Source organism: Antarcticibacterium flavum (genome assembly GCF_006159205.1).
Lineage (GTDB): Bacteria > Bacteroidota > Bacteroidia > Flavobacteriales > Flavobacteriaceae > Gillisia > Gillisia flava.
This window is the reverse complement of sequence record NZ_CP040812.1, coordinates 3,332,909-3,347,499: the sequence shown is the minus strand read 5'-3', so window position 1 is coordinate 3,347,499 and position 14,591 is coordinate 3,332,909. Positions and strand designations below refer to the sequence as shown.

The 14,591-nt window shown below is 41.6% G+C and carries 10 protein-coding genes; 7 read left to right on the top strand and 3 right to left on the bottom strand.

The window, feature by feature from the left end; genetic code table 11:
• The first annotated feature begins 347 nt into the window (after nt 1–347).
• From FHG64_RS14555 to miaA, 7 genes are all read left to right on the top strand, one after another.
• Complete coding sequence (locus FHG64_RS14555; protein ID WP_139067094.1) at nt 348–1,583, top strand: DUF1015 domain-containing protein; 1,236 nt, start codon at nt 348–350, stop codon at nt 1,581–1,583.
• Between the two features lie 69 nt (nt 1,584–1,652).
• The gene (locus tag FHG64_RS14550; protein WP_139067988.1) at nt 1,653–2,303 is read left to right on the top strand and encodes a YggS family pyridoxal phosphate-dependent enzyme; all 651 of its coding nucleotides are present in this window, start codon (nt 1,653–1,655) and stop codon (nt 2,301–2,303) included.
• A 106-nt stretch (nt 2,304–2,409) separates the two neighbouring features.
• Nucleotides 2,410–3,783: an exonuclease domain-containing protein gene (locus FHG64_RS14545; protein ID WP_139067093.1), complete on the top strand. Its 1,374-nt coding sequence runs from the start codon at nt 2,410–2,412 to the stop codon at nt 3,781–3,783.
• Nucleotides 3,776–4,045 (top strand): hypothetical protein, encoded by a 270-nt coding sequence (locus FHG64_RS19240; RefSeq protein WP_168191370.1) that lies wholly within the window; start codon nt 3,776–3,778, stop codon nt 4,043–4,045. Before FHG64_RS14545 ends, FHG64_RS19240 begins: the two co-directional genes overlap by 8 nt.
• Nucleotides 3,973–5,748 (top strand): DUF3857 domain-containing protein, encoded by a 1,776-nt coding sequence (locus FHG64_RS14540; protein ID WP_168191369.1) that lies wholly within the window; start codon nt 3,973–3,975, stop codon nt 5,746–5,748. Before FHG64_RS19240 ends, FHG64_RS14540 begins: the two co-directional genes overlap by 73 nt.
• Nucleotides 5,749–5,774: 26 nt before the next feature.
• Entirely contained in the window at nt 5,775–6,605 is an 831-nt protein-coding gene (locus tag FHG64_RS14535) for an ion transporter (protein WP_394344187.1), read from the top strand.
• Nucleotides 6,598–7,515 carry a tRNA (adenosine(37)-N6)-dimethylallyltransferase MiaA gene (gene miaA, locus FHG64_RS14530; RefSeq protein WP_139067091.1) on the top strand — a complete coding sequence of 306 codons (918 nt, stop codon included), beginning with the start codon at nt 6,598–6,600 and terminating at the stop codon, nt 7,513–7,515. Before FHG64_RS14535 ends, miaA begins: the two co-directional genes overlap by 8 nt.
• 142 nt (nt 7,516–7,657) lie before the next feature.
• Here miaA and FHG64_RS14525 read toward each other — a convergent pair whose 3' ends face one another.
• From FHG64_RS14525 to FHG64_RS14515, 3 genes are all read right to left on the bottom strand, one after another.
• Nucleotides 7,658–12,073 (bottom strand): HYR domain-containing protein, encoded by a 4,416-nt coding sequence (locus FHG64_RS14525; RefSeq protein WP_139067090.1) that lies wholly within the window; start codon nt 12,071–12,073, stop codon nt 7,658–7,660.
• 210 nt (nt 12,074–12,283) lie between these two features.
• Complete coding sequence (locus FHG64_RS14520; RefSeq protein ID WP_139067089.1) at nt 12,284–13,006, bottom strand: response regulator transcription factor; 723 nt, start codon at nt 13,004–13,006, stop codon at nt 12,284–12,286.
• A 4-nt stretch (nt 13,007–13,010) separates the two neighbouring features.
• On the bottom strand, nt 13,011–14,579 hold the full coding sequence (locus tag FHG64_RS14515; protein ID WP_139067088.1) for a sensor histidine kinase: 1,569 nt from the start codon (nt 14,577–14,579) through the stop codon (nt 13,011–13,013).
• Nucleotides 14,580–14,591 lie beyond the last annotated feature (12 nt).

The window sequence follows — 14,591 nt, the reverse complement described above, 5'->3', positions numbered from 1 at the left end:
CGTTAGTCGTTAGTCGTTAGAAAGGTTCAGTGTTTGCCGTTTACCGCTTTAAATATAACACATCCCGAATTTCCACTCTCCACTACATAGTATTGAGATATGAGATATGAGAAAACAGATCATTTAATAGTAAAATAAGGAATTGAGAAAAAAGGAAGAGACCAGAGAAAAGAGAATTATTAACACCTCCAGACTTTCCACTTTCCTCTCTCCTCTCTCCACTTTTCAACCTACAACCTACAACCTACAACCTACAACCTACAACTTACAACTTTTCTCAACTGACAACAGACAACCGACAACCGACAACAGACAACTGACAACCGATAACTGACAACCGACACCCCTTGACAAAGATCCTTCCATTCAAAGCAGTACGGCCCACCCGCGATAAAGCGGGGCTGGTGGCTTCAAGGCCTTATGAAGATTACTCTAACGGCGAGCTTACTGCCCAGCTGGAGTATAATCCGTTTTCATTTTTGCATATTATAAATCCGGGTTATAAATTTCAGCACAGCATAAAAGGAGACAAGAGGTTTCAGCTGGTGAAGAACCGTTACCTGGAGTTTAAGGAAGATAATATCTTCTTTAAAGATGAGGAGCCGGCTTACTACATTTATAAGATCATTACCCGCGCCAATACCTACATGGGCATAATAGCCGCTGCGAGCGTTGAGGATTATGAGAATAATTGCATAAGAAAACACGAGGATACGATCGAGTTAAGAGAGAATCTTTTTAAAGAATATCTCAAGGTGGTTGGTTTTAATACAGAGCCTGTTCTCCTCACCTATCCAGATTCCCCGGTGATTGGGGAGATCCTTGAAACCGCCACGGCAAACCGTCCTGAATATGAATTTTCAACATATAATAAAGAAACCCATTATTTGTGGAGGATCGATGACAAAGATACCATTGCCACAATACAGGGGGAATTTGAGCAAATGTCCTGTCTTTATATTGCCGATGGGCATCACCGCTGCGCCTCCTCCTATTTGCTCGCAAAGGAATCTAAAGATAATAATCCCGGGCATACAGGAACTGAACCTTATAATTCCTTCATGAGCTTTCTTATTCCCGAAAGCGAATTGAAGATCTACGAATTCAGCCGACTTATTACAGACCTTAACGGCTGGAGCAAGGAAGAATTTTTGGTGCAGCTTGATGAATGGTTCAGGATCGAGAACCGGGGGCAGGAAGTATATTATCCGTCAAAAAAGCACCATTTTAACATGTACCTTGAAGGAGAATTCTACTCGTTATATTTACGTAAGACCAACTATGAGTTTACAGATTCCCTGAGTACCCTGGATACTTATATACTTTATGATAAGATCCTGAAACCTGTCCTGGGAATTGAGGATCTGCGTAATGACAGCAGGATCGCTTACATCCATGGGAAAAATGATCTTGTAGAGATAAAGACCCAGGTGGACAGCGGGAAGTATAAAGTGGGATTTGGGATGTTGCCCATAACTATAGATGAAATAAAACAGGTGGCAGATGAGGGACTAACCATGCCCCCAAAAAGCACCTATATCGAACCAAAGTTGCGAAGCGGCCTCACGATATATGAATTTTAATACATAGATAATCTATTGAAAAGCACAAAATTGCCTGCTCATTTAAAGGCTTTTTTCTAAATTTACATGATGGACATTGCCTCAAATATTAAAAATTTCAAAGAAGAACTTGGCGAAGGGGTTACCCTGGTAGCTATTTCCAAAACAAAACCAAACGAAGATATCATCGCAGCCTACAATGCGGGTCAACGCATCTTTGGGGAGAATAAGATCCAGGAGATGACAGAGAAGCAGGAGGCTTTGCCGCAGGATATCGAGTGGCATATGGTGGGCCATGTACAGCGCAACAAGGTGAAATACATGGCGCCTTATGTAAGCCTGGTTCACGCTGTGGACAGTTTAAAGCTGCTGAAGGAGCTTAACAAGGAAGCCAAAAAGAATAACCGAAGCATCAATTGCCTGCTACAAATTAAAATAGCCGAGGAAGAATCAAAATTTGGCATAAATGCTGCAGAAGCAAAGGAGATCCTGGAATCTGATGCTTTTTCCAATTTTAAAAATGTAAAAGTAATCGGCCTGATGGGAATGGCTACTTTTACTGATGATATGGAACAGGTAAGAAGGGAGTTCAGTCATTTAAGAAACGTCTTTGAGGACCTTAAGCAGGACCACCCGCAATTAGAGAAACTTTCTATGGGAATGAGTGGGGATTATAAGATAGGCATTGAATGCGGAAGCAATATGGTGCGAATTGGAAGTTCCATATTTGGGGAAAGATAGCCTCCCCAGGCCTTGGATGTTCGAAAAATGATGAGTAAGTTGAAGAAAAAAATGATGAGTTTTACAATTAATTATAATTACCCAATAAAGGGATAGGAGGTTTTTAATGTACGCTATACTGGACATAGAAACCACCGGAGGAAAATATAATGAAGAAGGGGTTACAGAGATTGCCATCTACAGGTTTGACGGGCATAAGGTAACAGACCAGTTTATTAGCCTTGTAAATCCTGAACAGCCTATACAACCTTTTGTCGTAGGGCTCACAGGTATTAATAATGAAATGCTGCGAAATGCACCCAAATTCTACGAGGTTGCAAAACGCATTGTAGAGATTACCAGCGATTGTATCATAGTTGCACATAATGCCAAATTTGACCACAGGATCCTGCGGCTCGAATTTCGCCGACTGGGTTTTGACTACGAACGTAAAACCCTTTGTACGGTAGAACTTTCTAAGAAGCTTATTCCAGACCAGCCTTCCTACAGCCTTGGAAAACTTGTGCGTGCCCTCGGGATCCCGCTAAGTGATCGCCACCGGGCCAACGGCGATGCCCAGGCTACCGTGAAACTTTTTAAAATGTTACTTGCCAAGGACACTACCAAAGAAATCCTGAAGGAGTCTGTACGTACAGAGCCGGTTTCTACAATGAACAATAAACTGGTACGCATTCTCGACGATCTACCTTCTATAACCGGTGTATATTATCTTCATAATGAGGAAGGGGAGATCATCTTTATAGGAAAGAGCAAGAACATAAGAAAAAGGGTAAATCAACACTTTACCAATGATCACCGTAAAGCAAAGGAAGTACAAAAGGAGGTGGCATCTGTAAGTTATGAAGCTACAGGAAATGAACTTATAGCCCTGCTTAAAGAAAATGAAGAGGTAAAACAGAACAAACCAAAGTTCAATAAAAAGTATAACGGGTCCCTTTTTAGCTATGCACTTTATCATTTTACAGATGAGAATGGCTATATTAATTTGAAGATTGGAAAGGCAGACAAGCGGAAGAAGAACATCACAACCTTTACCAATTTGCAGCAGGCAAAGCAAACGCTTGAACAAATTGTAGAATCCTATAACTTATGCCACAGGTTGACAGATTTGCATACGGGAGAAGGGCAATGTTACAGCTACACCACCAAAACCTGTAAAGGGGCCTGCCTGGGAGTGGAATCTACTTTGGAATATAACGAGCGGATAGGTGAAATGATCGAAAAACACAGTTATCGTGATCAAAATATGCTGGTAATAGACCGCGGGAGGGATGTAGATGAGAAAAGCGCCCTCCTGGTAGAAGAAGGAGAGTTTAAGGGAATTGGTTATTTTAATTTGAATTATCAATTAAATAATTTGGATATCGTGCGCTCAATCATCACTCCAATGAAGAATGACAGCGATGCACGGCATATTATCCAGAATTATTTAAGAAGAAATAAAAGATTAAAAATAATCCAGCTCTCAACCCATGAATAAATTTTTACTGCTCTTAGTTTTTACACTTTCAACTTCATTACTAGCCGCACAGGAAAATTACAACAATGAAAACCTTATGGTCACTGCCGGTGACCTGCAAACCAATACTTACAGCAGGGACTCTACCGCCGGTGCCTGTACCTTTATGAACACGGGTTTAGCAGGTTTCAGGATTATGGGAAATACCATTTGCTTACAGACTATGAGGCTAAGATCAAGATCCTCAATCCAGAGGGTTATAAACAATCTGAGATTGAAATAAGGCTTTTTAAAGGCAGCTCTGCCAACGAGAAGGTCCATAACCTGGAGGCTACCACTTATTATATGGAAAACGGGGTGCGGCGATCCATAAAGCTGGATCCGGAAAATATTTACACAGAGAAAAACTTAAATTACGACCTTGTAAAATTCACCTTCCCACGGGTAGCCCCGGGGGCTGTTTTGGTATACTCCTATCAAAAGGAATCGCCTTTCAGGTTTAATTTTGAGAGCTGGTACTTTCAGGAAGGTATCCCTAAACTCTATAGTGAGTTTGAAACCAAGATCCCGGGAAACTTTAGATACAATATTAAAAAAGTTGGGGAACTCCAATTGGAAACGCATCTAAGCGAGATCGAAAAGGATTGTTTTCGACCCGAATCCTCCAACCAAATAGCAGAGTGTGTGGTATCGAAATATGCTATGCGGGATATTCCGGCTTTTATTGCAGAGGATTATCTTACCTCAAGCCACAACTTCATCTCCCGCATTGATTATGAACTTACTGAGGTCACACATTTTGACGGGAGTATAAAAAAATACACCAAAAGCTGGAAGGATGTGGACAGGGAACTTAGGACTGAGCAGTCCATAGGAAAACAGCTAAGAAGAACTTCCCTTGTAAAAAACCTGTTACCCGAAGCAATTCAGCAAAGACCTAACGACCTCGGGAAGGCAAAATCTATCTTTGAATTCGTTAGGGAAAATTATACCTGGAATGGGAATTACCGGCTCTTCAGCAAAATGGACCTGAAGGATATTATTAAGGAAAATACCGGGAATATTTCAGCCATCAATATCCTTTTACATAATATTTACGAGGAGCAGGGCTTTACGGTCTTACCCATTCTGGGATCCACGAGGGGAAATGGGGTTCTTACCAAACTTTACCCGGTGCTTAGTGAATTCAATTATCTAATGGTACAACTGGAATTGGATGGGGAGAAATACTTCCTGGATGCTACAGAGAAGAATATTGATTTTGGGCACCTCCCCTTCCGCAGCCTTAATCAATATGCCCGGTTAATGGATTTTAAGAACGGAAGTTCGTGGATTGATATTGAACCTGAAGGTTATTCCACTATAATGTTCCGCGACTCAGTAAGTGTGAATCCTGATGGTACCGCCATTGGCCACTCTGAGCAAATATTCACCGGGTACCACGCCCTGGAACTTAGAAATAAACTGGAACGCCTGCAGGACGATGAGATCTTTGGAAGGGCATCCACCCCTGCAAAATTTACCCGGGTTGCCGGCACCTCGCATAGAAATAAGGAACAAATAGCAGAAGCGCTACATATTGAGCATGAGCTTCTTAACAGCTCACAAATGATCAATGATGCTATTTACCTTAACCCTTTCAGCTTTGCCTTTTTTGATGAGAATCCGTTTAAATTAAAGGAACGTCACTATCCCATTGACTTTGGATACAAGGATGCCTATACGTACAGCGTGCATATACAAATTCCTGAAGGCCATATCGTGGCTGAATTGCCACAGCAAAAACTCCTGCGTTTGCCGGAAAATGGAGGGACCCTCAATTTTAATGTGCAGCAGGAAGATGAGAAAAGTGTCTATGTGAATTACCGTATAAGTTTCCCAAAAACAACCTATGCATCGGGCTATTATCCCTATCTAAAAGAATTTTTTGATGCTATTGTGGAAGTGCAAACACAATCATTGATCGTTATCAGGGAAAATAAGTAACTTTGAGCAACAGCTAAGCAATTACTTTGAGCAAAAATTCAACTCCCCGCTGGAAAAACAAACTTCATGAGGTCATTTATGAGGCCGATACCCCTATGGGTAAGTTCTTTGACGTTGCCCTGCTGTTTATCATTGTTTTAAGTATCATCCTTGTGATGCTTGAAAGCGTTGCCGACCTCAATGCCAAATACTTTTGGGAATTTTATATTGCTGAATGGCTTATCACTTTCTTCTTTACGGTGGAATATATTTTAAGGATAATCGCGATAAATAAACCGAAGAAGTACATTTTCAGTTTTTACGGGATCGTCGATCTCCTCTCTACAATACCAACATACATCGCCGTGATCTTTGGAGGTCACAATTTGCTATTTGCCATAAGGGCACTTCGCTTGTTAAGGGTTTTTCGCGTGTTGAAGATCACCCGGTACGTTGGGGAATCCAATAGATTGCTGGTAGCCCTACGCAACAGCAGGGCCAAAATAATTGTTTTTCTCTTCACCGTTTTTATAATATGTATTATAATGGGCACCCTTATGCACCTGGTAGAAGGAGAAGCCGGGGGCTTTAATAATATCCCTATAAGCGTTTACTGGTGTATCGTTACCCTTACAACCGTTGGTTATGGTGATATTGCTCCCATTACCCCCCTGGGCCAGGCTATTGCTTCTTTTATAATGATAACAGGTTACGGGATCATTGCAGTTCCTACCGGGATTGTAAGTGCAGAATATACCAGGTACTTCAACAGGCCTGCTCCCACCAATACCCAGGTGTGCCCAAATTGCAATGAAAGCAGGCACCTTGATGATGCTGAATTTTGCCATAACTGCGGAAACAAAATGAACCTTGACTAATTACCTCGTAAGCATTGTAGGACCAACAGCCATTGGAAAGACCTCGCTAAGCATAGAACTTGCCCGGGCTTTCAATACTGAGATCCTTAGTGCCGACTCCAGGCAATTCTACAGGGAAATGAAAATAGGCACGGCAGTACCTGCGGCCGAAGAACTGGCGGCGGCACCTCATCATTTCATACAGCATATTTCAATTGAGGAAGATTATTCTGTAGGTGATTTTGAACGGGAAGCCCTTGCCCTTACCGAAGAACTTTTTCAAAAAAACAATATTCTCGTGCTGGTAGGCGGCAGCGGATTGTACGTAAAAAGCCTGCTCGAAGGCCTTAATAATTTCCCCGATGTTAATCCTGAAATACGCGAGGAGCTTAACGAACAGTTGACAGAAACCGGCCTGCAACCTCTGCAGAGACAATTACAGCTCCTGGATCCAGATCATTATGAGGTAATAGATATTGAAAATCCGCACCGGGTGATAAGGGCCTTAGAGATTTCCCTTGGCACCGGGCAGCCTTATTCTTCATTCTTAAAACGTCCCAAAGCTCCGCGTGATTTTATGCCTATAAAGATTGGCCTAACCGCTCCCAGGGAGATCATCTATGAGCGCATAAATATGAGAGTAGATGCTATGATGGATGAAGGGCTGGCAGAAGAGGCTCAGGCCTTATACAATAAACGCAAGCTCAATGCCCTCAATACTGTAGGATACAAGGAACTCTTTGCTTTCTTTGAAGGAAGGATGAGCCTGGAACAGGCCGTGGAGGAGATAAAAAAGAACACCCGCCGTTTTGCAAAAAGACAACTTACCTGGTTTAGAAAGGAAGAAGATATTACATGGTTTGATCACACAACTCCCCCGCAGGAAATAATTTCCTTTATAAAGGAGCGAACAGGCTCTGCTTCAGAATAGGAGGTATTTAACTTCTGCTGAAAAATTAGACAATCCCGAAACTAATTTAGATCTAAAACCAGCTCAGGGACGAGTTCAATTGTCATCTGCCCATTCATAGACAGGCTTCAGGAAATGTTATGTCGCGAGGTAAGGACGCTCCTTAATAAACAATTACCCTTCTTATAATATTTCTTTCAGAAGTAATTATGTTCAGCACATATACCGCGTGTTGTAAGCCTGTAAGGTCCATAGTGTAACTTTCGGAATTTTCAGGAAAGTCCCTGGCCATTATAAATCTACCTCTAAAATCAAATACCTCGATGCGCGTAATGATCACTCCTTCGGGTTTTGCGATAGTGAAAGGGCCTGTAGTTGGGTTTGGATAAATAATGATATGATCTGTCTCTTCTCCCGGCACCCCGTCGCAATTCCCGGTTACGTTGATGGTCACCGTTTGGGAGCTGCTGTTCCCACTGGCATCTGTAGCTGTAAACCTCACCTCATTACGGCCAAGATCCTTACAGGTGAATTCGGTTTTGCTAAGGCTAAACCCGGTAATACCACAGTTATCGTGGCTGCCATTGTTGATCAAAGCCGGGGTAACAGAGATCCTTCCGTTTTCATTAAGGGCGACGGTAAGATTATTAGTGTTCACAACCGGCCGGATATTATCCCGCACCTCCACTATTACCGCGCAGTTACCTTCATCCTCCCCGGTCCAGAAAAGCCCAACGGTATTTTCACCGAGGTGCTCACAGGTAAATGTATCCCTGCCAAGGCTAAATACACGTTGCCCGGCATCGCCATTGTAAAGTTGATTTGGAGTAATTACCACCTCCCCGTTTTCATCAAGGTATACTATTATCTTGGCGCGGCAGGTAAAATCGCCGCCGGGATCACTATCATCAAAAACGGTAATTGTCACTGTGGTAGAGCCGGAAGTTGTTCCCGCATCCCTTGCTTCATACACAAACTCATCAACCCCAAGGAATCCCTGGTCCGGCACGTAAGTAAATGAACCATCTGCATTAAAAGTCAGTTCACCGTCACTAACGTCTGCAAGTAATACTGCCGTGAGTTCATCTCCATCCACATCTGTATCATTGCTTAAAACCCCCTGCGCGGCAGATATATTCAAAGTTGTATTTACAGGAGTTTCGTAAGCATCTGCTTGAGCAGTGGGTGGGGTGTTGGTACCCGATGCAGTTGTAACTGTTATGCGCACGCTTACCGTGTTAGAATTATCCCGACCATCATTGGCGACATAAGTAAAAAACGCTACGCCTGTAAATCCGTTATCGGGGACATAGGAAAAGGAACCATCTGGATTAAGATTTAATGTCCCACTGGAAACATCATCCACCAGGACTGCGGTCAAAGGGTCCCCATCGGCATCTGTATCATTATTGAGAACTCCCTGGGATGCAGAAACGTTCAAAGCGGTATTCTGCGGCGTTTGGTAATTGTTCGGCTGGGCAACGGGCGGTGTGTTTTCCTGTAGGCTTACATTAAATGAACAGGATACAGATTCGCCATCCAAGGTGGCAGTCAGCGTGATTTCGCTAATGGAATTTATGGTAGTACCTGCCGGCGGGGATTGTGTAATCACTGCTCCTGGAGTGGCAGATGCCATTGTAGAATAATTTGGGAGAATAAAATTACCGGCAGCATCTGGTTCTTCAAATTGATTTTGGGGACAGGTAATTTCAAGAGCATCGGGCTCGTCCTGCAGGTAAATATATACGAAACAATCCCGGGTGTTTCCAAAATTATCTGTCGCAGTGATCGTCACCATTGAATCCTCTCTTACAATCGTTCCCGGAGAAATATCCTGAATAACACTCACCACCTCACAATTATCTGTCGCGACAATCTCATCTACATAATTTGGGATTTCAAACCCCTGAGAAGGAGTAAAGGGGACATTTTGAGATGGCAGACAACTTATCTCGGGCCATATATAATCTACAAGTTTGATATTTATTCGACAGGTCTTCTCCTCCCCGTCATAAGTAGCGGTGATAACCACCTCTGTATCTTCAGTTAATAGTTCCCCGGTTGGGATAGACTGAGAAATTACCGCACTCGAGGGGAAGAAATTGTATTCCTCTGAAAGGTCTGGAAGTATAAACTCACAATCATCATTTGCAGGGAGTCGAATCTCCCGGGAGCATATTAGATCGAAGGAATCCATTGAAATTATGCTCATTTCAAATGAGCAGGAGGAGGAATTCCCGGCATTATCTGTCACAGTCAAGGTTGTAGGATAAGTACCCGACTGCGTAAGGACAGTACCGGGCCGTGGATCCTGAACGATCGTAATATTATTATCACAATTATCATATGGCCTGAAAAGTTGGGCAAAATTCGGAACTTCGAAACCTTCAGATATTTCAAATCCGGCTGTATAAACCAGGCCTTCACACTCATCTGTAAATACCGGGGCTTCGTTATCAGTAACAATTACATCAACTCTACAGGTAGCTCTGGCACCGTTTGCTCCAACAGCTTCAAAGATTACTGTCGTTGTTCCCAGGGGGAAGAAAAATCCGGGACCATAGGAAGATATCACATTTACCTGGACAGCTCCACTATTTCCTGATGCCGTGGGGGTTGGAAAATTCACAATAGCGCCACAATAATTGGGATCATTGACTGCAGTTACAGGAGAGGGGCAGTCATCAAAACTAATTTGTTCCTCTGCCTCTTCAAGAATTAGCATAAAAGAGCAGGAGCTGGTATTTCCCGCTGCATCTGTGGCGGTAAGGGTGATCTCGGTATCCACGGTAACCTCAGTTCCACTTGTGGGATTTTGGTTGATCACAGGATCATCATCACAATTATCTGATACCCTGGAAGAGAAATCTGGTATAATATATTTTCCCTGACTATTTGCAGCAAGTTCAGGAGGCACCGAGCAATCTATAACGGGTGCAGTAATATCCCTAAGTGCAACCGTGAAAGTACAGCTATCAACAAAAGGTCCGTTCTCCCCATCGTATACATTAAGAGTAATATTTAAACTATTTCCATCTTCTTCTTCCTCCTGAACAATATATGGGGAGTTGGAAAAGTCGGAGGGATTTGTAATATATGACCTGTAATTTGGAACATTGTATCCACAATTTGAATTTAGCTCCAAGATTAAATTGGAAGGCGCACTGCAGGAAAATGATGGGTCAGGTCCAGCATCTGCCGGTTCAACAATAATCGTGAAAGAGCAGGTAACATTGTTTCCTGATAAATCTGTGGCGGTAAATTCAATGGTATGGGTACCAACCGGGAACTGACTTCCTGAAGGAAGCCCAGAGGTTTGAGTAACTGTTACAGAACAGTTATCTTTCGCTGTGGGAGTGTTGAAATTTACAACAGCGTAAGTATTTCCCGGATTAGCCTTTTCTGTTATGTTTGAAGGGCAGTTGTCAAATACTGGAGCTTCAGAGTCAAAAGAGGGTGTTCTTTTATAGATTTCAAGAGTAAATTTAAAATCACTAGGTACAAATCCTAAAAATGGTATAGTTGTTCCTCTTATTTCACCATTATTCACGATCATTTTATCACAACTATTAAATGCAATATCTAACGGAAAATCTATTTCATTTTTTATCTCCCTTACCTTATTATCAATCTGGTCATATATTTTGATAAAAAACTCATTATTTTGCTGTCCTGTATATACTTTCCCACTTAAGCTTAAAATAGAACCTAAATCAAGAGTTTCGAAATCTAAAAATTCTTGAAACTTGATTCTACTTCCATATTCTATTACATGTACAAAATCAAAATGATCAACCACAACACTTCCAGGAGAAACAATGTTAGGTAATGAAGCCTGATAAACTAAATTTTCATTAAATATTCTAACACTGGCGTTATTATTTCCTGCCTGACTTACATAGATTCTCTTTTGGGAATTCACTGCAATCCGAAGAGGTACAGTTACATTATTTGTTGACCTAATTCGCGTTCTAGTATTTGTATCATATATACTAATCCGGCTCATTTCATCTCCTTCACAACCACTTCCTTCAGCATTGTATTCAGCTACATATATATTCTGATCATTATCAACATCAATACCGAGAGGTCTGTAAAACGACGTGAATATGGTACGATTAGGAAGGTATGTACCATTTTGATCAAACACTTTTATTTTTCCGTTTTCATTACAATTAGTCTCAGAATAATCAGCTATATAAATAAGACCGGCAGAATCGATTGCTATATCCAGAGGACTATTAAGATTACCAGCGCTTATAAAATTTGTATTTAATACAGTTCCGTCTGGCGATCTTTTGACCACTCGATTTCCAAAAGAGAGAGTATAGATATTTCCCTGCCTATCAGTTGTGACAGCTATCGTTATATCTTCGGTATTTAAGGCTGTAAGTGTAACGGTAGGCAATGGGATCTCATCGACATGCACGTAAGATGGAATTATACCTCCAGGTGATTGCCCCACCACATCGAAAAACGAAAAGAACACCACAAACACCAAAACCCACAACCTGCCCTTTCCCAAAGAGCCGGGAGGTGATAAATAGCGGGATGATGTGCAGGTAGTGTTACCGCTCATTTAACTGGGTTTAAGCGGTAAATATAGTGTAGATTCTATAAAATAGAGTTTGAGTTTTGTTAACATTTAAACACAAAAGAACTGTATAAAGATTGTTAATGAGGGGGTTGCGAGCTGTTATTGCCACGCATTTATCCCTTACCCGGTTTTACCGGCCTCTTAAAAATCTTTATACAGCCTCCTGAGAAACTGAAAATATTAACTGCAGGCCTAAGCCTCTGTTGTCTCTTTATTCTTAACTACCAAACGGAAGCCTTCCCCGTGAATGTTCAGGATCTCCACGTTCTCGTCTTTTTTAAGATACTTACGCAGCTTGGCAATATAAACATCCATACTTCTGGAAGTGAAATAGTTATCATCCCTCCATATTTTGGTAAGCGCAAGCTCTCTTGGCATAAGGTCATTCTCATGTAACGCCAGTAAGCGCAACAGCTCGTTCTCCTTTGGTGAAAGCTTGGTTGGCTCCTCATCTCTAAAAGTTAAGAACCTTAGTTTTGAATTCAGGTGGAAATCCCCTATCTGGAATTCAAATTGCTTACTGTCTGCAACACTATCTGTTGCCTTACGTTGCATGATGGCCTTGATCTTCATTAACAGTACTTCACTGTCAAATGGCTTGTTCAGGTAATCATCGGCCCCCACTTTGTAGCCTTTTAATACATCCTCTTTCATAGCCTTGGCTGTAAGGAAGATGATAGGAATTTCCTCATTCTTGTCACGAATTTCCTTGGCGAGTGTGAACCCGTCCTTGTAAGGCATCATAACATCCAGGATGCAAAGGTCAAAATCGTCCTTTTTGAACTTTTCAAAACCTTCCATTCCATTCTTGGCGTGGGTGACCTCATAGTCATTCATCGCCAGATAATCTTTTAATACCGTTCCAAAGTTTGGATCGTCTTCAACAAGTAAAATCTTTTTGTTTTCAGTTTCCATATTTCTAAGTTATTAATGGTAATTTAATTATAAACGTACTCCCCTTGCCTTTTTCACTCTCCACAGAAATGGTCCCGTGGTGATCGTCAAGGATTCTTTTTGCATATGCGAGGCCAAGACCATGACCTTTTACATTATGTATATCACCCGTATGTTCACGGTAAAATTTTTCGAATATTTTCTTTTGTACGGTCCTTGTCATCCCGGGCCCCTGGTCCCGCACCTTCATCACGATGTAATTGCGTACATTCTCTGTATAGATATCTACCCTGGGCTCCTCTTCAGAATACTTGATCGCGTTGTCAAGTATGTTTACCACCACATTGGTGATATGGTTTTCATTTGCCAGTACAGAGGATTTTAATGCCCCAAAATGTGTTTTTATATAACCATTTCTGTCTTCTACAATAAGCTCCACGTGAGTGATCGCCTCTTCTATCACTTCATGCAGGTGTAACCGCTCTTTCTTAAGGTCCAGCTCGTTCTTTTCCAGTTTTGATATTTGCAATACGTTCTCCACCTGTGCATTCATCCTCTTGTTCTCATCCCTTATCATTTGTAGGTACCGGTTCACTTTACTGGTATCATTTATGATCTTGGGGTTCTTTATAGCATCAAGCGCCAGGTTTATAGTTGCAATTGGGGTCTTGAACTCATGCGTCATATTATTGATAAAATCTGTCTTGATCTGCGAGATCTGTCTCTGTTTGATCAATTGTGACAGGGCACTGGAATAAGCAATTACAATAATAAGGGTGAACATAATGGATAGGGCTGCCATTAATGTTACACTGGATAATACCACCTTCTTCTTCCCGGTAAAATTTACCAGCAACTGGTAATTACTACTTCCTACGGCATCCACATACAACGGGACAGAATAGGTCGCAGGATAATCCAGCGAAAAATCATCTGTATGAATTTTGGTTGCCAGCGAATTGCTGTACACCCCAAATTCAAACTCGGTATCCAGGTTATAATTTCGCAGTTCCCTCTTGAGCAAAGATGAAATTTGCTCTTTGGAAACTCTCTTATGTATAGGAATGCGGGAGGTAAACTCAGAAATATATGTACGCAACAAATTTCTTTGTATCTCGTTCATCCCCATTAATTGCTCTATTTTCTCCTCTGTGGTTAATGAGTTGCCATTATTTCTATTGCCGTTGAGTATACCACCCATATTCTGGCTTAAGACATTTGCTAACTCGACACTATCTCTTTGTGATATTAGAAAATCTGAAGAAATTTTGTTATCACCTTCTACAATCCCCTCTGCTCCTATATCATTATTATTTCTTAACCTGTCACGATCCAGCTGAAAGTATTCCATCAACGCCACTTCATCCAATGCGATATCTGTATTGTCTCCCTGGTTGAATTCAAACCAGAAATTCTCAAGTTCCTGATTTTGTAATTCTTTGGAAACATTTATCAAAACCTGCCGGGCGTTATATGAAAACTGCTCTTCCTTGTCATCTACCGTGCTCTTAATCCAATATCCCTGTACGAAAATTATCCCAATAAGTGACAAACTCATTAGCACCACGAGAAGTAGGAATAACTTTTTATTCATGCTTCAAAAGTA